Below are 24811 nucleotides of genomic sequence, written 5' to 3' on the forward strand. Positions count from 1 at the left end.
TTTTTGTTAAAATAAGGAGAAAAAATGCCAGAAATTGAAAATTTGAGAAAAATTCCAAGCGACCTAGAGGCTGAAAGGTCTGTTTTAGGAGGTATATTCCTTAAACAAGATGTATTTGGTGATATAATAGAGATACTTTCTCCTGATGATTTTTATAAAAATGCTCATAAAATAATCTATGAAACTATGAGAGAAATTTACAATAAAGGAGAGCCTCTTGATCCTCTTGTAGTAATGAATAGATTGAGAAAAAATGAAAAATTTGATGAAGTAGGAGGGGAACAGATATTCTATGATATAGTAGAAGAGGTTCCTACTGCTGCTAATATCACTGCTTATGCAAAAATAGTTAAAGAAAAAGCTATATTAAGAAGATTGGGAGATGTTGGAACTAAGATAGTAGAGATGACATACAGTGGTTATGAAGAAGCTGAAAGTATTTTAGATAGAGCAGAGGGAATGATATTTAAGATATCAGAAAACAGCGAATCAAAAGATTTAGTGAAAATAAGAGATGCTATGTCAGATGAATTTCTCAGACTTGAAAAAGTATATGCAAATAAAGGAACTACAATTGGTATTTCGTCAGGATTTACAGACTTTGATCAGATGACAAGTGGATTTCAGCCATCTGACCTTGTAATACTTGCAGCCAGACCAGCAATGGGAAAAACTGCCTTTGCACTTAACCTTGCTCTTAATGCAGCATTAAAAAGTGAGAAAGCAGTACTTCTATTCAGTATGGAGATGTCAAGTTCTCAGTTGCTTCAAAGACTTCTTGCTGTAGAAGCAGGAGTAGGTCTTCAAAAAATAAAAACAGGATTCCTAGCACCAGAAGACTGGGGAAGACTAGGAATAGCCAGTGGAAAACTTTCTAATACAGAAATAAATATAGCAGATGTACCTAATTTAGGGGTACTTGAAATAAGAGCTATTGCCAGAAGATTAAAAGCTGCAGGGAAATTAGATATGATACTTATTGATTACTTACAGCTGATAAAAGGAAGCAGTGGAAAAACAGAAAATAGACAACAGGAGATATCAGATATCTCAAGATCACTTAAAGGAATAGCCAGAGAGCTTGATGTACCTATTATAGCTCTTTCACAGTTGTCACGGGCTACAGAACAAAGAGCAGACAGAAGACCTATGCTTTCAGATTTGAGAGAGTCTGGAGCCATAGAGCAGGATGCTGATATGGTAATGTTTTTGTATAGAGATGATTACTATAATGAAGAAACAGATGATAAAGGTATAACAGAAGTAATCATTGGTAAACATAGAAATGGTCCAACAGGGACAGTTAAATTGAGATTTTTCCATGAACTTACAAAGTTTACGGATTATACAAATAAAGTAGAATAATTGAGAGAGGAATGATAAAGTGAAAAAAGTAGAATTACTAGCTCCAGTAGGAAATATGGAGAAGTTTAAAATGGCTATCCATTATGGAGCTGATGCAGTGTTCTTAGGAGGAAAAATGTTTAACCTAAGAGCAGGGAGCAGCAATTTTTCTGATGAAGAATTAGAAGAAGCTGTATCTTATGCACATAATTTAGGAAAAAAAGTATATGTTACTTTAAATATAATACCACATAATGATGAATTGGATCTTTTGCCTGACTATGTAAAATTTTTAGAAAAAATTGGAATAGATGGAGTAATAGTTGCTGATTTAGGAGTATTTCAAATAGTAAGAGAGAATACAAATCTTCGTATCAGTGTAAGTACTCAGGCAAGTAATACAAACTGGCGTTCTGTACAAATGTGGAGAGATCTTGGAGCAAAAAGAGTAGTATTGGCAAGAGAAATATCTTTAGATAACATAGCAGAGATAAGAGCTAAAGTACCTGATATAGAACTTGAAGTATTTATCCATGGAGCTATGTGTATGTCAATATCTGGAAGATGTCTACTGAGCAACTATATGACAGGAAGAGATGCTAATAGAGGAGATTGTGCTCAATCTTGCAGATGGAAATATTCTCTTGTTGAAGAAACAAGACCTGGAGAATATATGCCTGTATTTGAAGATGATCATGGAACATATATATTTAACTCAAAAGATTTATGCACAATAGAATTTATAGATAAAATTCTTGATATTGGAGTGGATTCACTTAAAATAGAAGGAAGAATGAAAGGAATATACTATGTAGCTAATTGTGTAAAAGTATATAGAGATGCTATAGACAGTTATTATTCTGGAAACTATAAATTCAATCCTAAATGGTTGGAAGAGTTAGAATCTGTTTCTCATAGATCGTATACAGATGGATTTTATATGGGAAGACCAGGAGTAGATGGACAAAATTATAATGATAGAAATTCATACAGCCAGTCGCATCAATTAGTGGCAAAAGTAGAAAAAAAACTTTCTGAAAATGAATATATTCTTGCTATAAGAAATAGATTAGAAGTTGGAGAAAAGCTGGAAGTTGTAAGTCCAGGAATAAATGTAAGAGAGATAACTCTTCCTAAAATGACTCTTATTACAAGAGGAAAAGAGGGAGAAGAGGTAGAGGCAGCAAATCCTAACTCATTTGTTAAGATAACTATAGATACTGAATTAAATGAATTGGATATGCTTAGAAAAAGAATTTAAATAATTATGCAAAAAAGAAGCTAATTAAGAGAAAAAAGTAAGTTTAAAAATTTTACTTTAACTTCTAGGTTAGCTTCTTTTTTTATTAATTAAAATTTAATTAATTTTTCTTTTCTACTTTTCGAGTAAAAATACAGATAATATAAGTTAAAACAATAAATATAAATGTTATTATTCCTATTCGTCCCTTTAGATTTTCACTTTGAGAAAGCAAACCTATTTTTGAAAATACAACATATATCCAAACTAGAAGAGACATTAGCATTACAGATACTGTATATCTATATTCCCAAGGTTCAACAGATACCTCGTATCTAATAGGAAGAGAATATTCCTTTTTAGGAGGAATAATTTTATCAACAATATACATTAGGAAAAGACAAATAACAAATAGAATTGCTATTACATATAGAAAATGTATTTTTACAGGGCTGATAAATTGTGTATATCCATAAACAATGACAAAGAAGCCCATAGAAACTTTAGCAGCTAGAGCACTGGTTTTTTTAGAAAATATACCAACTAATACAATTATTGCAATAGGAACACTAAAAAGTCCAGCAACTTTTTGAATAAATTCAAACAGTCCTCCTGATGATTTTGAGATAAATGGAGCCACAATCATTGAAAAAACAGCTAAAACAGTACCAAAGTATTTGCTTACTTTTATAAGATTTTTTTCTGAAATATTTGGATTGAATAATGGTTTATAAATATTTAAACTAAATATAGTTGAAGCTGAATTTAAGGCGGAGTTAAAAGAACTCAAAACTGCTCCAAATAAGACTGCTCCAAAGAAACCAGATAATTTGCTGGGAAGAAGTTTATTAACTAATACAGGGTATACAATATCTCCACTAATTTGATTGCCATAAATATTGTAGGCAATGATTCCAGGAACAACAAGTATTAAAGGTGCGACTATTATTTTCAGAAAAGCTGTTAAAAGAACACCTTTCTGCCCTTCTTTCAGGGATTTTGCTCCTAAAGCTCTTTGAATTATAGCTTGATTTGTACACCAATAATAGACAGCCATGATTCTCATTCCAGTAATTGCTGCACCAAATGGAGCTTGAGAATCTTTTGAACCAATAGCATTAAGTTTTTCTGGATTATGTTGAAATAGATATTCAATACCTTTTATCATACTTCCTTCACCTAGATATATAAATCCAAGAACAGGTATAGCTAATCCTCCTATTATTAATCCTACACCATTGACAGTATCTGAAACAGCTACAGCTTTTAATCCACCAAATATAGCATAAATACTTCCAATAATTCCTATCATCCATACTGAAAGAATAATAGCACTTTCAGGAGAAATATTAAGCAGTTCAGGGATATTAAATAATCTCATCATTGCAATAGAACCAGAATAAAGTACAGTAGGAAGAAATGCTACTCCTAATGTGAGCAGAAAAAATATACTGACAATATTTCTTACTGTTTTATCATATCTTTCTTCTAAAAATTCAGGAACAGTAGTAATTGATCCTTGAAGATATTTTGGAAGAAAATAAAGGGCAAGAATAACAATACCAATTGATGCACCAGATTCCCAAGCAATAACTGAAAATCCACTTTTAAATCCCTGAGCATTTAATCCAACCATCTGCTCTGTAGAAAGATTTGTCAACATCATAGAACCAGCAATAACTGTTGCACTTAAACTTCTTCCTCCAAGAAAATAACCACTTTCAGTATTAAGATTATCATCTTTTGTTAAATACCATGAAATTATAGCTACAAGAGCAGTGAATAATATAAATGTTACTATTGTAAAAACCATATTCCCTCCTTAAATAATATGTTGAGAATTACCAGTTGGCAGTTCTCTCAGATAAAGGATCACTACATTCCATCATTCTATAACAGAATTTTAATAGAAGATCACTTTTTAATTCTTTAAAATTTTCATTAAAAAATAAATTTTCTTTCTCTAAAGGATCATTTTTTAAATCATAAAGTTCTCCATAACTTTCATTGAGAAATAAATTTAATTTGTATCTTTTATCCCTATATGTCTTTATCATAATTCCTCTATCTCTAGCATCATATGTAATAACTGCTGAAGATTTTTTTCTAGCTGAAGAAATATTTTTAATCAAAGTATTTAAACTTTCTCCCTGAATTCCATAAGGAATATTACTTCCTATTAATTCAAGGATGGTAGGAACAATATCGATATTTTCAACAACAGCATCTGAGATTCCCTTTGAAACTCCCTTACCCCAGATTAATAATGGAACTTTGATTAGATTATCATACATAAATGGACCCTTTTGTAAAAGTCCATAATCCCCCATATATTCTCCATGATCACTTGTAAAAATTATTATTGTATTATCTAACTGTTTTTTTTCTTCTAAGGACTTTAGAATTTTTCCTATTTCTTGGTCTATAAAAGAAATCATAGCATAATAATATTTTGTAAATTCTTCTATTTTTTCATCAGAGAAGTTATGTTGTTCTCCACCCCCAGGCCAATATCCATTTTTTCCTTGTTTTTGCAAATGTTCAGGTCTTCCATTACATAGGAAATTTTTTGAAATAGGTTTATCAATAATTGTATTTTCATATAATGAAGCAAATTTTTCTATGGGATCAAAGGGATGATGAGGATCAACAAAGCTTGTCCACATAAAAAGAGGAGATTTGAAATCATGATTTATTATTTCCTCGCAACTTTTCATACCTATCCAATAAGTTTGATTCATTTCTTCTGGAAGGGGATTTATGCCATCTTCGCCTTTACCAACAGCAAGATCATATCCTTTTGCTTTTATATAGTCTAGATATTTTCCTTGTTTATCATCTTCAGTTATAAAAGTTTTGTCAAATCCATAATAAGTATTATCTTTTATTCTGTTTCTATCTCTGAAATCCACATCTTCAAAATTATTATTAAAATCTTTAAGTTGTGGTCTTAAATGCATTTTTCCAACAGCTACATTATAATAATTATAGACTTTTAGAATATCTGCTAAAGTAGTTTCATTTTCATCAAGACATGTACCAATATTCCATGCTCCTGTATTCATTGGGTATCTTCCTGTGAATATAGCAGCTCTTGAAGGAGTACACACTGGACTTGTACAAAATGAATTTGTAAAAATATATCCTTCATCAGCTAGAGAATCTAATACAGGTGTTTTTATTTTTTTATTCATATAACCTAATGTATCAGCTCTAAGCTGGTCAGCAGTTATTAAAATAATATTAGGTTTATTATTCATTACTTTCTCCTTTAAACATACTTTCAAAGAATAGTGAATTTGTTATATTTTCAATTCCATATTGGATCGCTCCTTTTATTATCAGGTTATCATTATAATCAGATCTCTCTATAATTATTTCTTTTGTTTTATCCAGAGAATTATTTTTTAATATTCTTTTTAGTTCTTTCCAAAAGAAATCATCAATAAATGTAATTTTACCTGTGATAATAATTTTTTCAGGCGTTATAAGATTGTTTATCCATAAAATTATATAAGAAAGAGGTCTTAATAAAGTTAATATCTCATCTCTAAAAAAAGATTTATTCTTGTTAGCTTCTTCAATTATTTTGTCATAAGAAAAATGTTTACCAGTTTTAGTGTAGACTTTTTCCTCTATTCTCCAGTTAGCCATGACAGTTTCAAGACATCCTTTATTTCCACAAACACATAAAAGAGAAGATTCAGAATAATCAAAAGGAATATGACCTATTTCTTTAAGTTCAAAGCTTCTTTTATTAGAAACTGGATCATACTTTGATATAGTGGAACCAACGCCGTTTTCAATATTAAGTATTACAAAATCTTTTTGGTTTTCATAAATTTTAGATTGAGATAAAGCAATAAGATTTACTCCATTTTCAATTATAGTTGTTATATTGAAATTTTTTTCAAATATCTCTTTTAAATTCAAATTTTTCCAATGGTAATATGTAGAGATTTCTGCTATCCCTCTAAAAGAATCAACTATTCCATTCATTCCTATACTTATGAGCATAATTTTATATTTTTTTAATATTTCACTTACTTTTTTTAGTGTAGTATTTAATACATCTGTTTTAGAGCCAATAGAAATTGATTCTGTTGTTAAAATTTTTCCATAAATATCTGCAATAGATATAGTTACACTACTTAATCCAAAATAAATGGCCATTATATTTTGAAATTTGTCTAAATTTATGTAGAGATATTTTGGTTTTTTGCCTGTTTTAGGAGTATCAACAGTATCAGTTTCAACAATATATTTTCTTTCTATGAGAGATTTTACAAGCTTACTCACAGCCATTCTTGATATTCCTAAGATTTCAGCTAACTCATTTCTTGTTATTTTTTTCTTTGTAATTAAAAGATTTAAAATTGCAATTTTATTATTTCTTTTCAATTTTTACCTCCTAAAGCTTTATAAGAGTTTGATACTTGAATTATATAAGATTTATTTTTTTATTTATAGATAGAAAAGCATCAAATTTTAAACTCTTTGTATATTTTAATAAACTTAAAAGTAAACTACTTTACAATTAGCGATAAATAGGCATATTGGTTAGTAAACTATTTTTTTTAATTTTAATAAAAAAATAAAAAAATGAACTATTTACTTATTAAAAGTTAAAAAATAAAATAAATAAAACTAAAATAAAACGTTTTTTAATAAAAAGAGCCTGACTCAATTATTTTGTCAGGCTCAATCTTTGTTTATTCAGGAAGAGATAATCTTCCAATAATTCTTTTAGAGTTTATAGACCACTTATTATTTTCATAAGTAAGTTTAAATTTTTCTCTAGTTTTTTTCCAAACATTTTGTTGAACAATTTCAATATTATCATCTTCAACATTAGATATTATAGCAACATGACCATAAGGATTTAAAATGTATGGTTTAAATATTACTATATCTCCAACAGAAGGTTTTTTGAAACTAGGATTAGAAAACTGCAGTAATCCTCTTTTAACATTCATATCTCCATCTTTTAATTCGGCATTATAAAAATCTTTAGCATTTCCATAAGTATCAGGCATTTTATGGTTATAATATTCAAAATAGTATCTTTTTATAAATTCAACACATTGATATTTCATTCCAATATTATAACTATCCTCAGAAAGGTTTCTTCCAAAAGATTTTGTTGGGAATCCGTTAAAATAAATTTTTACATTATTAAAACTATCTAATTCTTTTCCAACTTCTTTATCTACTTTCACTTTAAAAAATATGATTCCTATTATAATAATTAAAATAATTTTTGGTAAAGTACGTTTCTTTTTCTTTTTACGAAAAATTAAGCTAGCCATATGATCCCCCCAAGATATTTTCTTTAACTAAATATTTTTCTTATTTTCTGTTCTAATTGAACTGGTACTATATAGTTTTCTTCAGAAACTGTTTTAAGTGCGTTAAAAGGTTTGTTTTTATAGTTTTTTCTTTCTCTTTTTTCACTATAAAGTTCCTCTTCTATATCATTATCAAATTCTATAAAATTACCAAAGTCATAATTGATACTTTTTTGAATAGAGTGATTTTTTATATTTGAATTTTCTATTTCTAATTCAGTTCTCCAAAAATGGTTATCTTTATCATAAACAGCAATATATGGTAACTTAAAAGCATTCAAAAGCTTTATAAATTGTGGAATGATACTTTTGCTACCACATTCAAGAATAGAATAGTCATATTTATAAATTCCTAATTTTTTAGAAAGATATCCAAGAACGATTTTGTCTGTTTGTCCTTCTACTAAAATGACTTTTTTAGCAAAGAAGAGTTCACTTCGATCAGGGTTTATCCAATAGTTCATATTAAAGTATTTTACTTCATCCCCAGAGAAAAGTCTTCCTTTAAATTGAAAAGCTCTGCTACCATTGTTGCTGTTTCTTATAATACATATGGATTTATAATGCTTTAAACTTATAAAATTACTTGAGTGTGTAGAAATATATAGTTGTACTCCTAATTTGCTGAGAGCAATAAAACAATCATATAATTCTTTTTCTGCCTGAGGGTGAAGATATAATTCAGGTTCTTCAAAGAATATCATGGTATTTCCTATTATACTTGTTTCAATTTTTTTAGATTCAGTAGCTAATGCTCTGAATAATTCAAATAATAATGTTCTGTATAATCCCTTACTTACATATTCAGCCATTAACGTGTCAGAGAGATTTTTCATTTCTTTTAATACAAATTTTTCGTCTATATTTCTTTTTTTCAAAATGTTTAAAAAAGAAGTGATAAAATGTTCTGCTTGTTCCTGCTCTGCAAAAGGTGGAATAAAGAGAATAGGGATATTGGAAACAATATTTATATATGTTTCATAATCTATTTCACTCCATTCTCTATTTTTAACTATCTTATATTGAGTTTCACGATTAGGATATTTAATTATTCTTATTTTTAATTCTTTATTGTATATATAATTATTTAATTCTTTGAAAGTTTTTCTTGAGAAGTTAGAAAAACTCCCTTCTAGTTCCAAGGGAATATTTTGATTTCGTATATCTTTTGTTCTTAAATTACGATAGCCTAAAAAAAACATTATAGAAGACATAATGCTAGATTTTCCATTATTGGCTGGGCCTATAAAAAGCATAAGATTCTCAAAATCTAATTTTGTATATTCTATACACTGCCAATTGACAATTTTTAATTTTTTCAAATACATAAAAAACTCCTTTCTATATATTTATTTCTATTGACATTTTAACGGAAAAAAAATATAATTTCAATGTAAACTTTCTATATATAAAAAATTTTTCTAGGAGGACAGTGTATATTTATGATAAAAAAAGTTTTGTTAGCGTTAACTTTGTTTAGCACTTTGTCTTTTGGAGCAGAAAGAAACCTTGAGGAAGGATATATAAAAAAAATGTATAGTGATTTAAATTTAAATCAAAAAGTTGAGTACACAATTTTCAGAAAAGCATATAAAGGTTACATGCAGATACCAGATAAAAGAGAAGGACTTCTTACAATAGTAGATTATACAAAACCATCAAATGTTGAAAGATTTTTTGTGTTGGATCTTAATAAAAGAAAAGTTGCCTACAGTACATATGTAACACATGGAAAAAATTCTGGATTAACTTCAGCTCTTAATTTTTCAAATAATAAAAATTCATATATGAGTTCATTGGGATTTTATATGACTAATGATTCATATGTTGGAAGTAATGGATATTCATTGAGATTAAAGGGGTTAGAAGCTGGAATAAATTCAAATGCTCTTAGCAGAAATATAGTTGTTCATGGAGCAGATTATGCAGAGCCTGATTTTATAGAAAAATATGGATTTCTTGGAAGAAGTGAAGGATGTCCAGCTATACCTACTACCATTTCGAGAGATGTTATAGATTCTATAAAGGACAGAACAGTTTTATTTATCATAGGTAATGACAGACATTATTATGAAAAAAGCAGTTATGCATCACTATAAAAAGAATAAAAAATAACAAGATGGCAGATATTAAATCTGCCATTTTATAATTCTGAAATTATTTTTTTATTTCATCTAATGCTTGCTGATTAGTAAGTTCAGCTGAACAATCAAAGTAATTTCCATTATATTCTATTTTTCCTCCAAGAGGTTTTGTTTTATTGAAATATTTATCTTCATAATCTTTATATATTACCATAAATGCTCCACTTAAGCATAATAATGCAGTTACATTGGGAAGAACCCAAAGACCAGAACAAAGATCTACAACAGCCCATACACTTTCATGTGTTTGTAATAATGCAAGAAATGAAGGAACTAACCACAAAAGGCGCCATAATTTTATATGTTTGTTGCCAAAGAGATATACAATAGATGTTTCATATTCGAATTCCCATCCACACATAGATGAAAAAGCAAATAGGCATAAACTTAACCCTACAAGATATATACCATTTGTTCCAAGGGCACTTTCAAAAGCAGCCATTGTTAAATTTATACCTGTTAAACCACTTCCCCAAATATCAATACCACTTGTTAAAATTACTAAAGCAGTCATTGAACATACACAAATAGTATCTACAAATACTTCAAATGCCCCCCACATACCTTGTTTAAAAGGATGGTCAGTTGTTGCAGTTGAGTGAACCATAGGAGAACTACCAGCTCCAGCTTCATTAGAGAAAGTACCACGTGCTGCTCCAAATTTCATAGCTTTAGTAACTGCAATTCCAAATGCACCACCAGCTACTGGCTGAAAACTTGAAAAAGCATGATTGAATATTAATCCAAAAGCAGCAGGAATATTTCTAAAGTTTAATGCAAGACAAGTTAATCCAGCTGCTATATAAATAACACACATAAAAGTTCCCATTTTTTCACAGAAACGTCCTATTGATTTAAATCCTCCAAGAATAACCATACCAGTGCCAACAGCAGCTACTGTTACGGAGATCCATGCAGGTATTCCAAACATATTTTTCAAGGATTCAGCGATTGTATATGGCTGTAGAAAAGCAGCAGTTCCAAGACCTCCAGTTATTATTGTTATAGCAAAGAAAACAGCTATAGGCTTCCATTTTGGACTTATTCCCTTAACCATATAAAACATAGGTCCACCATAGAAATTTCCTTTGTCATCTTTTTCACGAAAGAAAACAGCTAAAGTACATTCAACTAATTTTGTAAGCATTCCAAGAAGAGCAATAATCCACATCCAAAAAACAGCTCCAGGACCTCCAGAAACTATCGCAGCAGCAACACCAGCCATATTACCAGTTCCAACACTTCCTGATATAGCTGTAGCTGCAGCTTGAAATGGTGAAAGAGTACCATGTCCTGAACTTTTTTGAAAAATAGCTCCTCCAGTCTTTTTTAAAATATATCCTAATTTTCTAAATTGTAAAAATCTTGTTTTTACAGCATAAAGAAGCCCTACTGAGAAAAGTAAAATAATTGCAGGAGCTCCCCATAACCAACCAACAACCACATTCAATATTTCCATAACAAAATCCTCCCTTATTTATTTTAAATCAATTCAGATTTTTTTTGCATGTTTTTATAAAATACTTGTAAATCAGTAGTTGTTCTGGATATTTTTCAAATAAAAGTTCTGGATGCCATTGAACACCAAAAATCATTTGCTCTGTTGATTCAATACCTTCAATTATTCCATCTTCTGCTTTAGAAATTATTTTTAATTTATTTCCAACAGATTTCACTGCTTGATGGTGCCAAGAGTTAACCCATATTTTTTCTTTACCAAAAATTTTATATAAAAAACTATCTTTTTCTAGTAATACTGTATGAAAAAATTCACTTAATTGGGATTCAGACTGGCTATGTTCAAATGTTTGTTCACATTGAGAATATATATCTTGATATATTTTTCCACCACTGTCCAGAGCAATTAGTTGACATCCTTTACATATTCCTAAAACGGGTTTATTTTGTATTTTAGCTTCTTTTAAGAGTTCAAATTCAAATGAATCTCGCTCTAATGATATCATTCCAATTTTTCTAATGGGATTTTCTTTTAAAAATATAGGAGAAACATCTTCTCCACCAGGAAGAATAAGACCATCACAGATATATATATATTTTTTTATTTCTTCTACATCAGCTGTAATAGGAATTAAAAGAGGTATTCCACCAGCTGCTCTAATAGCTTTAACATAACTATCATGAAGAAAATATTTTTTTTCTGAATTTTTTAAATTATAAGATGCACTTATTACTATAATAGGCTTCATAACAAACCTCCAATAGATTTTTATTGATTTGATATATTAAATAAGCATTTTTTGTGCCAATGAAAAAATAGGATAAAACATTCTAAAAACAAACTAAAAGTTTATATATATGACTTTTTTATGAAAGGGAATGAAAATTTAATTCTCAAAGTGAGAAAAACATTCTCAAAATAAGAAACTAAAGTAAGTACTATTTAAATATAAAATAAGAGAAAATTCATATAATATATATTCTCAAAGTGAGAAAAATATTGATATATTATGGTAAAATAAAATTTTATTTTTCCAATTTTATGTTTTTATAATGTTGCTATAGTGAAAGAATATGTATAAAAAAATATATTTCATTCACAATTTATTCATAATTCCATATTATATTATCACTATAAAAGAAAAAGTTATAGTGCTAATTTTTCTTGGTTTAAAGGTGAGGCAGTGATGAACTTCCCAGATGATAACTGCCTTAAGTAAATTATTATTATGCTAATAGGCATATATAATTTAATATAAAAAAGTACAGGGGGTATTTTTATGAAAAAATCTTTATTATTAGTTAGTGCATTTTTAGCAGTAGCAGCAATGGCTCAAGCTAAAGAAATTGTACCTGCTCCAGTTGTAACAGAGGAAGCACCAGTACAAGTTGTAGAAAAAGAAGTTATTGTCTACAGAGATAAACCTGAAGTATTCAGACCAAATGGTTATGTAAATTTACATTATAAATATTATGGTGATGCTGAAGAGTTGAACTATAAGAATGATGGAAAAAATAATAACTATGGAAGAGTTGAATTAAAAGGTAAAATTAACATGACTGAAAACCAAGCTTTGGAATACAGAATAAGAGATTATAACAGCTGGAATTCAACAGGAAATGATGAAGATAAAGGAATGAATGGAACAGAAGCAAGATTCAGATATTTCTATAATCATGGAAATTTAGGAGATTCTAAAGTAAACCTTACTTCAAGAATTCATTATCAAGATAATGGACAAGATGATGATTCTCAAGAATTACAATACCAAGCAAGATTCAATTTTGCTGACTATATGTTCAATAATGATTTTGTAAAAACTACAGACTTTGTAGTAGCTCCAAAATATGGATATACTTGGGCTGCAAACAATGATGATTATGACAATCAATTAGGTGTAGACTTATATACAATGCACGAATTTCCATTAGGATTCTCATTTGAATTTAATGTATACGCAACTCAACATTTCTATGGAAAAGACCAAAAAACTGGAACAAACAGCACAGTAGATGATAACTTTGGAGTAGATGTAGAGGCATACTTATATAATACTACTAACTTATATTCAAATGGAAAACTTAATGTAGATTTCTATTTTGAAGGTGGATTTGATCCATATTCTTGGAATTCAGAAAATGTTCTTGCAAGAGAATATAGAGATAATAACTTTAATGTCACAGCAGATAAAACAACATATGAAGATTCAAAATATAGATTATATGCTTGGCCTCAAATAATTACTTCATACAATGTAACTGATTCATTTAAAACTTATGTATCTCTAGGAGCAGAATACACAAATGGTTATAAATATGAAAGTGATGCACAAGATTGGAGATGGCAGCCAGTTGCTGTAGTAGGATTTACAACTACATTCTAATAAAATAACTTTCATTATATGAAAGATGATTAATAAGAAAACCGATTTCTGCTGAAATTCAGGAATCGGTTTTTATTTTATTTAAAAATAAAATAGCAAGTATTAGCTTTTTAATAATTTTTTTATATGATATAATTAGGAAACAAGACTTTTTTGGTTGATGGAGGAATTGTGAAAAAGATTCTGATAGTAGAAGATGAGAAAGAAATAAGAAATATTTTAAAGGTATATCTGCTGACAGCGGGATATGAAGTAACAGAAGCAGCTGATGGAGAAGAGGCAATGAAGATTTTTTATGAGAAGCCTTTTGATCTTGTAGTATTAGATATAATGCTTCCTAAAAAAGATGGGTGGAGTATATGCCGTGAAATAAAAGAATATAGCTCTGTTCCAGTGATAATCATAACAGCAAGGGATAATGAGAATGATGAAGTATTTGGTTTTGAAATAGGAGCAGACGACTATATAACAAAACCTTTTAGCAATAAAGTATTTTTAGCAAGAGTAAAGACAGTTTTAAAAAATAAAACTATTATTAATAATAGTAATGAAATAGAAATAGGAAAACTTAAAATAAATGATGTTTCTCATAATGTAACTAAAGAAGGAAAAAATTTAGATCTTGCTCCTAAAGAATATGAAATACTAATGTACTTTATAAAAAATAAAAATATAGCTTTAAGCAGAGAAAAAATGCTTACAGAGATATGGGGATATGGTTTTGTTGGAAATGATAGAACAATAGATGTTCATATAAAAAATCTCAGGAAAAAAATTGGAGGAGAATATATTAAAACTATAAGAAGTGTTGGTTATAAATTTGAAATAAAATAAAGAAAAGGAATATGATTATTTATGAAGAAGATTTTCTATAAGATATTTTTAATACTTGTTATAGTCACATATATGCCTCTTTTTATAATATATGGATTTCATACTTTGTATGTTAATGATTATATTAAAAATGAAAAAGCTAGGGAATTGAAAGAAATAACTGAATTTGTAAATATAAATTCGTTTTCAGATGAATATAAGAAAAAAATAGAACAAACAGAAAATATAAAAGTTGATATTGTAGACTTATCAATTGATAAACCAAAAACTTATGTTTTTGAATATCTAAATAATAGAGATCTTAAAATTGATTTAGAAAGTATGCATATTAATGAAATTGCTGTAAGATATGTAAAAAAAACACATCTTTTAAATAATATATATATTATCAAGAAAGTAGATAAAGAGAAATATATTTTGATATCATCATTAATGGTAATACCTGAAGTAATAAACCGTATAATTTTATCTGCATATTTTTATGTGACACTTCTTATTATTCCAGTTGTACTTATACTGGCATATTTTATTTCCAAAAAAATGTCAGGTCCTATAATACTTTTAGAGGAAGTATCAAAAAAAATATCAAATCTTGATTTTTCAAAAACTATTGAATTTAAAAGTGATGATGAACTTACAAGAATTGGGAAAAATATAAACACTATGGCACAGGCCTTAAAAAATAATATAGATGAACTTAATACAGTAAATAAACAATTAAAAAAAGAACTTGAGACCAATGAAAATCTTATGAATTCAATAAGTCATGAACTTAAAACTCCTATTGCTATTATAAATGGATATATTGAAATGCTTCAAGATAAAATGATTAGAGATCCTAAAGAAATAGAAAAAATATATTCAGTTATGTTTGATGAAGGTATTCACCTTAATAAGATGATTAAAGATTTAAATTCTTATCGTAGATATGAAGCTAATTTCTTTGAAATAGAAAAAAAAGAGATAAAAATAAAAGAGTTTATAGAGGGGATTTTAAATAAGTATAGACTTGATATAGAAGAAAGGAAGATAAGTCTTACTATAAATATGGAAGATGGAATAATTATAGAAGACTTAGGAAAACTCTCAATTATATTGAATAATCTTTTAACTAATGCAATTACATATACAGACTGCAGAGGGATAATAGAAATAAGCTATAAAAATAAAAATTTAAAGATTTCAAATAGTGCAGATGATATTTCAGAAGAAAAATTTGAGAAAATTTTTCAGCCTTTTTATAAAATAGATTCTTCAAGAAATAGAAAATATGGTGGAACAGGATTAGGGCTTTCTATTGTAAAAAATATTTTAGAACTTCTTCAGCTCAAATATAGTATGAAATTTGAAAAGGAGAGAGGGTTTTTTATATTCAATATAGAGTTTAATTAAAATATAAAAAAGAAGCTTGCTTGATAGAAAAATTTTGGCAGAGCTTCTTTTTTTATTAGAACTTATTTATTTGCTTTTTTAATTTTACAGAATTTCTCAAATTTATTTTTTTCTTTATTTTATTATATCTCCTTATTTTATAATATATTTGAGAAAAAGTAGAAACTAATACTATTCCAACTGTAATAGCAACTGTAATAAGAATAGTTTCAGTTCCCTTTGCTACAGCTTCTTCTATCTTATTTTCAACTAAATAAGACATTGTAAAATACACTCCGCTTCCAGGTACCAGTGGGATAAGACTGGCTATTAAAGTAGAAGTAACAGGTGTTTTTAAAAATCTGGCAATTATCTCAGAATAAATAGTAATAGCAATAGAAGAATATAAAAATGATGCTGGAATAGAACTTCCATTATATTTAAAGAAAATATATACAGCCCAGCCTAATGCTCCGCCAGCACTTGCACAGAATAATTTTTTTCCTTTAAGATTGAATATAATACCAAAAGCAAAAGTACTTGCAGCAGCCCATAAAATTTCTAACAGCATTTTATATACCCCCAAATCTTACAAGAATAAATAGTGCAAATCCAGTGCCTATAGCTAAAGCTGCTCCTACCAGAAAGGCTTCTACAGCACGAGATATTCCTGAAAGAAGATCTCCAGCTACTAGATCTCTTATAGCATTTGTGAGGGCTATTCCAGGAACAAGGAGCATGATAGCACCAATGATTGAATAGGAAACTGTATCTGTGAAACCAATTTTATATGAAAGATAAGAGCAGATTGTACAAATAAATCCTCCCAAAGTATTTATGAAGAAACTATTTGACTGAAGCTTTGTAGCAAAATCTGATATTACAAATATAAGACCTCCACTTATAAAAGCACAGCAGGCATCATTAAATTTTCCTTTAAAAAGAAGTGCAAAAGAAAAAGCTCCAAAACAGTAAGCTAAAAAATACATATATTTTTTATAAGGAACTTCTTTATCTATTATATTTATATTTTTAGCAAAATCATCAAAAGAGTATTTTTTTATATCTCTTACTAATTGATTTATACTATGAACTTTATTTAAATTAGTTGTTCTGTTTGGAACTCTTTCCACAGAACAGAAAAGTTCTCCTTTGTAGTTTCTTACAGAGGTAATAATACAAGTTATAGAAACAAAACATTGAGCATTCAGCCCATAATGCCTGCATATTCTATTTATTATATCTTCCACTCTATAAGTTTCAGCACCACTTTGTAATGCTATTTTCCCTACTAAGTTAGCTAATACGAGAACCTTGTTTTCATTCATAAAATCTTCCTCCCCAAGAATGAAAATATAAATTATTTAAACATTTCTAAAACTTCAGAAGAATATTGTCCATTGCTATCATGAGTGAATAATGGGGGCAGTATTCTAAGTCCAGGCTTGCCATATTTGATTCCTTCTAGTAATAATATTTTTCCCTCTTTATCATTTTTAGAGTGACAAAACTGAATTCTCTTAGGTTCAATAAGATGTTTTTTCATAAGTTCGATTATTTCAATAAGTCTGTCTACTCTATGAACAAGAACAAAATATCCCTTATCTTTTAATAAACCAGCAGCAGTTTCTATAAGAGTATCAAGTGTAATAGATATTTCATGTCTTGCCAGTGTTAATTGTGTAAGGTCATTTAAAAGTTCTTCGTTGCCGTTAAATTTAAAAAATGGAGGATTTGAAACTACCATATCTAGAGTATGGGTAGTGAAATATTTTCTCCAGTTTTTCATGTCATCATTAATAATAGTAATTTGATCTTCAAGGTTATTAAGTTTTACATTTCTTCTTGCAAGGTCACTTGATATTTCCTGTATTTCAATTCCTGTTATTTTTGCTTTGGTTTTTTTAGAAAGAAAAAGTGGAATAGCTCCATTTCCAGTTCCTAAATCCACAATATTATTAATATTTTTAGTAATAGATGCAAATTCTGAGATAAGAAGTGAATCCAAAGAAAAAGCGAAGTGATCAGTTCTTTGGATTATTTTCATATCTTTTTTTAAAAGGTCTATAATAGTTTCAAATTCGTTAGTGATCATAATATGTTTTTCCCTCCCATTGCATTATATCAAATTTAATTATAAATTAAAATTAGAATTTTAAGAAGAGAAAAAAAGAGCAGCTGAAAGGTAATTTACAGCTGCTTCTTATCAATATTTTGTATTCAATTCTAAATTATACTATTCCCATCATTCCTAAAATTATAGCTGCAGCCAATGCGATTAGAGGAATAACACAAGTAACCATTCCAATATCATTGTATGAATCTTTGTGAGTCATACCAGTAACTGCCAGAAGAGTTATAACAGCACCACAATGAGGAAGTGAATCTAATCCACCAGAAGCTATTGTAGCTATTCTATGAAAAGCTTCAACACTTATTCCTTGAGATGCAGCTATTGCCATATATTGAGGTCCAAGAGCTTCCAAAGCTATTCCCATACCTCCTGAAGATGAACCAGTAGCTCCTGCAAGAAGAGTTATAGCTAAGGCTTCTGAGATTAAAGGACTTGCATCTATTCCAAGAAGTTTATCAGTAAGTACTTGGAATCCTGGAACAGCTCTTACTACTCCACCAAATCCAACAGCAGCAGCAGTATTAAGTATTGCTATTACTGAACCATTTCCACCTTCATTTAATGCTTTGATAAAGAATTTAGATTTTTTTAAATTTAATAGAGCAACAATTATGTTTCCACATAAAAGTGATAAAATACTTGCTGGTGTTATAGCCATACCAGCTTTTTTACTTAGTATATAAAGAACAAGAACTACTGTGATAAGAGGAACTAAAGAAAGATATTCATTAGGAAGATCTCCTTCTTCTTCTTTTACACTGTTAGATGGTTCAATAAAACGCTCTCCAGCTTTTACTAATTTTTCCTGTTTCCAATATAGATATAAATATCCACATATAAGCATTATTAATCCAGCAACTATTCCCATAATAGGAGCAGCATAAGGTGTAGTATTGAAATATCTTCCAGCAATTATATTATTTAATTGAGGACTTCCTGGAAAAGCTGTCATAGTGAAAGTAAATGCACCAAGTGCAATAGCACCAGGGATCAGTTTTCTTGGCAGATCAGCTTCTCTAAAAAGAGATATAGCAAGTGGGTATATAGCAAATACTACAACAAAAAGGCTTACTCCTCCATAAGTAAGAACAGCACAACTTACAACAACTCCAAGGAGAGCTCTTTTAGCTCCAACAAATTTTACAAGGAGATGTGCAACTGCACGAGCTGCTCCAGTGACATCCATCATTTTTCCAAAAACTGCTCCTAGAAAGAACAGAGGAAACCATGATTTAGTAAATCCAGCTAAAGAACCCATATAATTTTCAGTATATGACTCCAGTAAAACTTGTCCATTAAATCCAAATCCATATAAAGCAACAACGATAGCTGAAAGTGGAGCTACCCATATAATAGAATATCCCTTATATGAAAGAAAAACTAATAATAATAAACCTAAAAGTATACCCAGCATATATTTTCCTCCCTAAATTTTTTTTACTCTTCATGATTTTTTAAAGCAACAAATTAGAACAAAACTTATAATTAATATACAAAATGGTCTGATAGTTTTATGCTAAAATTATATTCTAATAAATCATCAAAGTAAAATACTAGAATTTCATTTGCTGTATGAAAAAAAATCATACAAAGTTATAAAAATGAAATTAAGGGGGTTAAATGAAATTATAAATCTATATTTTTTACAAACTCTATAAAAAGTTTTATAGCTTTGGATACATATTTATCTTTTCTTACAATAAGTGCTACATTCCATGGAAATTCAGGTTCTTTAATGGTTAAAAGTCTAATATTTTTAGAGTGGAATTTACTAAGTATAGGTCTAGGAAGTATGCTTATTCCCTGATTGAGAGCCACCATTTCCGCAATGAAATCCCATTGTGAGCTAGTGCAAATGATGTTTGGTTCAAACCCTGCCTTAGAACATAAAGCTTTTATTCTGTCATGGAGCATATATGTTTCATTTAAGATGATGAGAGGTTCATCCTTTATTTCTGCCATAGCAACTTCTTTTTTAGAAGCTAAAGGGTGCTTTTTGTGGACAACAACAACATTGTCTGACATAAATACAGGAGTTATATTAAAATCTTGAGAGGAGAAAGGAAGAATAACAACACCAATATCTATCTCTCCTTTTTCAACTTTATCTTTAACAGTATTAGCTCCAGCTTCAATAACGCTTAGATTGATATTCTTATACATATTTCTAAATTCTTGAATAGTAGATGTAAAATATATAGTACTTATTACTGGAGGTACTCCCACTTTAATATTTCCTTTTTCCAGACTTATACTATCTTGCAGCTTAGTAAGCTGTTCATTGATAACTTTTAAAGCAATAGTACCATTTTCATAAAGAAGCTGTCCCTCTGGAGTTAGTTTGAAGCTTTTGGATGTTCTGTCAATTAAAATAATATCTAATTCATTTTCAAAAGTTTTTATAGCCTTACTTAAAGCAGATTGGCATATATATAACTTTTTAGAAGCGTTTGTAAAGCTTTCCTGTCTAGCTATCTCTACAAAGTAATTCAAAAGTTTTATATTAATAAGAATCCCCTCCTTTTTCAAATAATTAAAATTTAGATTTTTATAGTTTTATTTATACTTAGAGTATACCTCTCTGAGGGCAGAAAATTAAATACTTTTTTATCATATGCTGTATGAATTAAATTCATAAAAGAAAAAAGAATAATATATAAAAGTTATCCACAACTCAAGTATTATAACATAATTTTATAAAATAAAAAATTCTCTCCAGTGAAGAAAAAAATATTTATAAAAAGAATAGCAATTTATTTTTGGATACATCTATTGACTTTTCCGATAAGTGTGTACTATAATCCTACTAACAAATTAGAATCATATCTGATGTATGAAATGGCATGACTTAGTTCTAAAAAAGAATACAAAAATATTCTGATAGGTATTTTTGTAATTATAGAAGGAGTGAGTTAAATGGCTGAGTTTATTAAAGCATCTCAAGCTGCCAGAATAATAAAAGATGATTCGTTATTACTGGTATGTGGTTTTGTAGGGATAGGAAGTCCAGAAGAGATATTTATAGAGATGGAAAAATCTTTTTTGGAAGAAGGTACACCAAAAAATCTTAATCTTATGTTTGCTGCTGGATTTGGTGACGGAAAAACAAAAGGTCTGAATCATTTTGCTCATAAAGGAATGATAAAAAAAGCTATAGGTGGGCACTGGGGATTAGCTCCAGGTCTGGCACAACTGGTAAATAACAATGATATGCAGGGATATAACCTGCCACAAGGAGTAATTGCTCAAATGTTTAGAGATATGGCAGCTGGAAAACCAGGGACTATCTCTCATGTTGGATTAGGGACATTTGTGGACCCAGAAATCCAAGGAGGAAAACTTAATAGTATCACAACAAAGGATATTGTTGAAAAATTAAAATTGAATGGAAGAGAAGTATTATTTTTTCATGGACAAAAGCCAAATTTTGGTATTTTAAAAGGAACTTCATCAGATGAAGATGGAAATATTTCATTTGAAGAAGAACCATTGACATTAGAAACATTATCAATAGCAATGGCTGTAAAAAATGCTGGTGGAAAAATAATTGTTCAAGTAAAGAAAAAAGTAGAAAATGGGGTAATTCAACCTAAAAATGTAAAAATCCCAGGAATACTTGTAGATTATGTAGTAGTGGCAGAAAATCCTGAAAATCACAAACAAACATTAGCAGAAGATTTTAATCTTGGATATGTGACTAGGATAATATCTGATAAACCACAAAAAGTAGAGCCTGTACCATTAGATGAGAGAAAAGTAGTATCAAGAAGATGTGCAATGCTGCTTTCTAGGGAAAAGAAAATAATAAATTATGGAATAGGAATGCCAGAAGTAATAGCTGCTGTACTTAATGAAGAGGGACAAGAAGAGTATTTTACTCCAACAGTAGAACCAGGAGCTATTGGTGGAACTCCAGCAGGAGGACTTAATTTTGGAGCATCTTTAAATCCAATATGTATAGTAGATCAGCCTTACCAATTTGATTTCTATGATGGAGGAGGATTGGATATGGCATTTTTAGGTTTGGCACAATGTGATGGAGATGGAAATATAAATGTATCAAAATTTGGACCTAAAATAGCTGGATGTGGAGGATTTATAAATATTACACAAAATGCTAAAGAGGTAGTTTTCTGTGGAACATTTACAGCAGGTGGATTAAAGTTAGAAATAGCTGATGGAAATTTAAAAATTCTTCAAGAGGGAAAAATTAAAAAATTTGTAAAAAATGTTGAACAAATTACTTTCAGTGGAAAACTAGCAAAAGAAAATAAAAAGAAAGTAAAGTATGTAACAGAAAGAGCAGTTTTTGAACTAAAACCAGAAGGATTAACATTGATAGAAATAGCACCTGGTATAGATATAGAAAAAGATATATTAGGACAGATGGAATTTAAACCATTGATTTCAAATGAATTGAAAACTATGGATGGGAAAATATTTAAAGCGGAAAAAATGGGACTAGTATTATAATTTTAAATACTATTTTATCTTATAATTTTAATAAGTGAGAGACCATTGTTCATTTAAATTTCTATCTGACGATTATATTCTTTAAATATATTTTTTTAAAGTGGAGAATAAGAAAGAGTGTTTTTTATGATTTGATTATTTTTTAATAATTATAACGCAAAAAATGAACAAAAAAACATAAAGTGCTCCCTAGCTCTTGACTTTGAGTTGAAATATTGGTATAACTTATAATAGAGTACAATTGACAGGTTGTGTGTATGTAAAAAAAGCATTAGATACATATAAAACAAGATAGTACATTTTCCGAACAAAACTGAACTAAAAATATTTGGTTAATTTTTTTTTGAAAAAGTGCTATAATAAAATATATTTATATCTATATAATATATTTATATCTACTGTTTTTTTATTAATCAAAGAAATTTATGAATGATGGATTGGAGGGGATATGAATTTCGGAGATTTGAAAATAGGTATGAAGGCTCAAGTAACAAAAACAATTACAGAGGCTGATGTTATTCTTTATGCAGGTATTACGTTGGATATAAATCCAGCTCACTTAAATGAAGAACACGCAAAAAAAACTATTTTCAAACACAGGATAGCACATGGAATGCTAACTGCAGGTCTAGTATCTGCCGTATTAGGAACAAAACTCCCAGGTGAGGGGAGTATCTACATGGGGCAAGAACTAATGTTCACAGCACCAGTTTATTTTGGAGACACTATCACAGCGACTGCTGAGATTATAGAGTTGATTCCAGAAAAAAACAGAGTAATATTATCAACAGTATGTACAAATCAAGATGGTAAAGAAGTATTAAAAGGTCAAGCAAAAATAATGAAAAAATAGTTAGATAACAAAGACTAGTAGGAGGATTAAGATAATGGAATTTAATATACCTAAGACACATGAACTTTTCAGACAAATGATAAGAGAATTTGCTGAAAAAGAGGTAAAACCTTTAGCTGCTGAAGTAGATGAAGAAGAAAGATTCCCAGTTGAAACAGTTAAAAAAATGGCTGAAATCGGGTTAATGGGAATCCCTATTCCAAAACAATATGGTGGAGCAGGTGGAGATAATGTAATGTATGCAATGGCAGTAGAAGAACTTTCAAGAGTTTGTGGAACTACTGGAGTTATTGTATCTGCACATACTTCACTAGGAACTTGGCCAATATTACACTTTGGTACTGAAGAGCAAAAACAAAAATATATTCCTAAACTAGCAAGCGGAGAATGGTTAGGAGCTTTTGGATTAACTGAGCCAAATGCTGGAACAGATGCTGCTGGACAACAAACTACTGCAGTTTTAGATGAAACTACAAATGAATGGGTTATCAATGGTTCTAAAATATTCATAACAAATGCAGGATATGCAGATGTTTATGTTATATTTGGAATGACTGACAGATCAAAAGGATTAAAAGGAATTTCAGCTTTCATATTAGAAACAGGAACTCCAGGATTCTCTATAGGTAAAAAAGAAAAGAAACTTGGAATCAAAGGATCATCAACTTGTGAATTGATATTTGAAAATGTAAGAATCCCTAAATCAAACCTACTAGGAGAAGTTGGAAAAGGATTCAAAATTGCTATGATGACTCTTGATGGAGGAAGAATAGGAATTGCTTCTCAAGCATTAGGAATTGCTCAAGGTGCTTTAGATGAAACTGTTGGATATGTAAAAGAGAGAAAACAATTCGGAAGAGCTATTGCTAAATTCCAAAACACTCAATTCCAATTAGCTGACTTAGAAGTTAAAATAGAAGCTTCAAGACTTTTAGTTTACAAAGCAGCATGGAGAGAAAGCAACAACCTACCATACACAGTAGATGCAGCAAGAGCTAAACTATTTGCAGCTGAAACTGCTATGGAAGTTACTACTAAAGCAGTTCAACTACATGGAGGATATGGATACACTAGAGAATATCCAGTAGAAAGAATGATGAGAGATGCTAAAATCACTGAGATATATGAAGGAACTTCAGAAGTTCAAAGAATGGTAATAGCAGGAAATCTTTTAAAATAATTAACCAATAGAGAAAAAAGTATATGAATTAATATATGGAGGATGGAA

At 29.2% G+C, this 24811-nt stretch carries 21 protein-coding genes; 9 read left to right on the top strand and 12 right to left on the bottom strand.

The annotated features are described in order from the left end of the window. Positions 1-24: 24 nt before the first annotated feature. Together dnaB and E0E45_RS01660 are read left to right on the top strand one after the other, a co-directional pair. Positions 25-1365 carry a replicative DNA helicase gene (gene dnaB / locus E0E45_RS01655; protein WP_130889548.1) on the top strand — a complete coding sequence of 447 codons (1341 nt, stop codon included), beginning with the start codon at positions 25-27 and terminating at the stop codon, positions 1363-1365. Positions 1366-1384: 19 nt separating this feature from the next. Continuing rightward, complete coding sequence (locus tag E0E45_RS01660; protein ID WP_147391518.1) at positions 1385-2605, top strand: peptidase U32 family protein; 1221 nt, start codon at positions 1385-1387, stop codon at positions 2603-2605. A 100-nt stretch (positions 2606-2705) separates the two neighbouring features. Here E0E45_RS01660 and E0E45_RS01665 read toward each other — a convergent pair whose 3' ends face one another. From E0E45_RS01665 to E0E45_RS01685, 5 genes are all read right to left on the bottom strand, one after another. Next, positions 2706-4397: a solute:sodium symporter family transporter gene (locus E0E45_RS01665; protein ID WP_130889549.1), complete on the bottom strand. Its 1692-nt coding sequence runs from the start codon at positions 4395-4397 to the stop codon at positions 2706-2708. Positions 4398-4425: 28 nt separating this feature from the next. Further along, positions 4426-5844, bottom strand: a complete 1419-nt coding sequence (locus E0E45_RS01670; RefSeq protein ID WP_130889550.1) for a sulfatase — start codon at positions 5842-5844, stop codon at positions 4426-4428. After that, a complete protein-coding gene (locus E0E45_RS01675) occupies positions 5837-6985 on the bottom strand; it encodes an ROK family transcriptional regulator (protein WP_130889551.1) in 1149 nt (382 codons plus the stop codon). Before E0E45_RS01675 ends, E0E45_RS01670 begins: the two co-directional genes overlap by 8 nt. A gap of 311 nt (positions 6986-7296) precedes the next feature. Beyond that, on the bottom strand, positions 7297-7893 hold the full coding sequence (locus E0E45_RS01680) for a CHAP domain-containing protein (RefSeq protein WP_130889552.1): 597 nt from the start codon (positions 7891-7893) through the stop codon (positions 7297-7299). Positions 7894-7916: 23 nt separating this feature from the next. Beyond that, a complete protein-coding gene (locus E0E45_RS01685) occupies positions 7917-9260 on the bottom strand; it encodes an ATP-dependent nuclease (protein WP_130889553.1) in 1344 nt (447 codons plus the stop codon). A gap of 114 nt (positions 9261-9374) precedes the next feature. Here E0E45_RS01685 and E0E45_RS01690 point away from each other — a divergent pair, with 114 nt between their 5' ends. After that, the gene (locus E0E45_RS01690; RefSeq protein WP_130889554.1) at positions 9375-10031 is read left to right on the top strand and encodes a murein L,D-transpeptidase catalytic domain family protein; all 657 of its coding nucleotides are present in this window, start codon (positions 9375-9377) and stop codon (positions 10029-10031) included. 58 nt (positions 10032-10089) lie between these two features. On the opposite strand, the gene E0E45_RS01695 is transcribed toward E0E45_RS01690, so the two are convergent. Together E0E45_RS01695 and E0E45_RS01700 are read right to left on the bottom strand one after the other, a co-directional pair. Next, on the bottom strand, positions 10090-11535 hold the full coding sequence (locus E0E45_RS01695; protein ID WP_130889555.1) for an alanine/glycine:cation symporter family protein: 1446 nt from the start codon (positions 11533-11535) through the stop codon (positions 10090-10092). Between the two features lie 28 nt (positions 11536-11563). Beyond that, positions 11564-12283 carry a gamma-glutamyl-gamma-aminobutyrate hydrolase family protein gene (locus E0E45_RS01700; protein WP_130889556.1) on the bottom strand — a complete coding sequence of 240 codons (720 nt, stop codon included), beginning with the start codon at positions 12281-12283 and terminating at the stop codon, positions 11564-11566. A gap of 531 nt (positions 12284-12814) precedes the next feature. Between E0E45_RS01700 and E0E45_RS01705 the strand changes: the two genes are divergently transcribed. The 3 genes from E0E45_RS01705 to E0E45_RS01715 all read left to right on the top strand — a co-directional run bounded on the left by E0E45_RS01705 (position 12815) and on the right by E0E45_RS01715 (position 16144). Continuing rightward, positions 12815-13918 (top strand): hypothetical protein, encoded by a 1104-nt coding sequence (locus E0E45_RS01705; protein WP_130889557.1) that lies wholly within the window; start codon positions 12815-12817, stop codon positions 13916-13918. Positions 13919-14089: 171 nt separating this feature from the next. Continuing rightward, positions 14090-14752 (top strand): response regulator transcription factor, encoded by a 663-nt coding sequence (locus E0E45_RS01710; protein ID WP_130889558.1) that lies wholly within the window; start codon positions 14090-14092, stop codon positions 14750-14752. 21 nt (positions 14753-14773) lie between these two features. Beyond that, a complete protein-coding gene (locus tag E0E45_RS01715; protein WP_130889559.1) occupies positions 14774-16144 on the top strand; it encodes a sensor histidine kinase in 1371 nt (456 codons plus the stop codon). A 55-nt stretch (positions 16145-16199) separates the two neighbouring features. On the opposite strand, the gene E0E45_RS01720 is transcribed toward E0E45_RS01715, so the two are convergent. The 5 genes from E0E45_RS01720 to E0E45_RS01740 all read right to left on the bottom strand — a co-directional run bounded on the left by E0E45_RS01720 (position 16200) and on the right by E0E45_RS01740 (position 20750). Next, entirely contained in the window at positions 16200-16694 is a 495-nt protein-coding gene (locus tag E0E45_RS01720; RefSeq protein WP_130889560.1) for a threonine/serine exporter family protein, read from the bottom strand. A gap of 1 nt (position 16695) precedes the next feature. Next, positions 16696-17451, bottom strand: a complete 756-nt coding sequence (locus tag E0E45_RS01725) for a threonine/serine ThrE exporter family protein (protein ID WP_130889561.1) — start codon at positions 17449-17451, stop codon at positions 16696-16698. Between the two features lie 32 nt (positions 17452-17483). Further along, entirely contained in the window at positions 17484-18218 is a 735-nt protein-coding gene (locus E0E45_RS01730; protein ID WP_130889562.1) for a tRNA1(Val) (adenine(37)-N6)-methyltransferase, read from the bottom strand. 136 nt (positions 18219-18354) lie between these two features. Then, positions 18355-19671, bottom strand: a complete 1317-nt coding sequence (locus tag E0E45_RS01735) for a GntP family permease (protein WP_130889563.1) — start codon at positions 19669-19671, stop codon at positions 18355-18357. 212 nt (positions 19672-19883) lie between these two features. Then, entirely contained in the window at positions 19884-20750 is an 867-nt protein-coding gene (locus tag E0E45_RS01740) for a LysR family transcriptional regulator (protein WP_130889564.1), read from the bottom strand. A 423-nt stretch (positions 20751-21173) separates the two neighbouring features. On the opposite strand from E0E45_RS01740, the gene E0E45_RS01745 reads away from it, so the two are divergent. The 3 genes from E0E45_RS01745 (at position 21174) to E0E45_RS01755 (ending at position 24763) form a co-directional block, all read left to right on the top strand. Continuing rightward, positions 21174-22730: an acyl CoA:acetate/3-ketoacid CoA transferase gene (locus E0E45_RS01745; RefSeq protein ID WP_130889565.1), complete on the top strand. Its 1557-nt coding sequence runs from the start codon at positions 21174-21176 to the stop codon at positions 22728-22730. 448 nt (positions 22731-23178) lie between these two features. Beyond that, positions 23179-23583: a MaoC family dehydratase gene (locus E0E45_RS01750; RefSeq protein ID WP_130889566.1), complete on the top strand. Its 405-nt coding sequence runs from the start codon at positions 23179-23181 to the stop codon at positions 23581-23583. A 34-nt stretch (positions 23584-23617) separates the two neighbouring features. Continuing rightward, positions 23618-24763: an acyl-CoA dehydrogenase gene (locus E0E45_RS01755; protein ID WP_130889567.1), complete on the top strand. Its 1146-nt coding sequence runs from the start codon at positions 23618-23620 to the stop codon at positions 24761-24763. Positions 24764-24811: the final 48 nt, after the last annotated feature.

Origin of the sequence: Fusobacterium ulcerans ATCC 49185 (genome assembly GCF_900683735.1) — a bacterium.
Taxonomy (GTDB): domain Bacteria; phylum Fusobacteriota; class Fusobacteriia; order Fusobacteriales; family Fusobacteriaceae; genus Fusobacterium_A; species Fusobacterium_A ulcerans_A.

Coding starts and splice junctions, on each gene's coding strand:
- E0E45_RS01735 (WP_130889563.1), bottom strand. CDS start 19,671: ATGCTGGGTATACTTTTAGGTTTATTATTATTAGTTTTTCTTTCATAT.
- E0E45_RS01705 (WP_130889557.1), top strand. CDS start 12,815: ATGAAAAAATCTTTATTATTAGTTAGTGCATTTTTAGCAGTAGCAGCA.
- E0E45_RS01670 (WP_130889550.1), bottom strand. CDS start 5,844: ATGAATAATAAACCTAATATTATTTTAATAACTGCTGACCAGCTTAGA.
- E0E45_RS01665 (WP_130889549.1), bottom strand. CDS start 4,397: ATGGTTTTTACAATAGTAACATTTATATTATTCACTGCTCTTGTAGCT.
- E0E45_RS01730 (WP_130889562.1), bottom strand. CDS start 18,218: ATGATCACTAACGAATTTGAAACTATTATAGACCTTTTAAAAAAAGAT.
- E0E45_RS01750 (WP_130889566.1), top strand. CDS start 23,179: ATGAATTTCGGAGATTTGAAAATAGGTATGAAGGCTCAAGTAACAAAA.
- E0E45_RS01755 (WP_130889567.1), top strand. CDS start 23,618: ATGGAATTTAATATACCTAAGACACATGAACTTTTCAGACAAATGATA.
- E0E45_RS01725 (WP_130889561.1), bottom strand. CDS start 17,451: ATGAATGAAAACAAGGTTCTCGTATTAGCTAACTTAGTAGGGAAAATA.
- E0E45_RS01685 (WP_130889553.1), bottom strand. CDS start 9,260: ATGTATTTGAAAAAATTAAAAATTGTCAATTGGCAGTGTATAGAATAT.
- E0E45_RS01745 (WP_130889565.1), top strand. CDS start 21,174: ATGGCTGAGTTTATTAAAGCATCTCAAGCTGCCAGAATAATAAAAGAT.
- E0E45_RS01720 (WP_130889560.1), bottom strand. CDS start 16,694: ATGCTGTTAGAAATTTTATGGGCTGCTGCAAGTACTTTTGCTTTTGGT.
- E0E45_RS01695 (WP_130889555.1), bottom strand. CDS start 11,535: ATGGAAATATTGAATGTGGTTGTTGGTTGGTTATGGGGAGCTCCTGCA.
- dnaB (WP_130889548.1), top strand. CDS start 25: ATGCCAGAAATTGAAAATTTGAGAAAAATTCCAAGCGACCTAGAGGCT.
- E0E45_RS01700 (WP_130889556.1), bottom strand. CDS start 12,283: ATGAAGCCTATTATAGTAATAAGTGCATCTTATAATTTAAAAAATTCA.
- E0E45_RS01680 (WP_130889552.1), bottom strand. CDS start 7,893: ATGGCTAGCTTAATTTTTCGTAAAAAGAAAAAGAAACGTACTTTACCA.
- E0E45_RS01690 (WP_130889554.1), top strand. CDS start 9,375: ATGATAAAAAAAGTTTTGTTAGCGTTAACTTTGTTTAGCACTTTGTCT.
- E0E45_RS01715 (WP_130889559.1), top strand. CDS start 14,774: ATGAAGAAGATTTTCTATAAGATATTTTTAATACTTGTTATAGTCACA.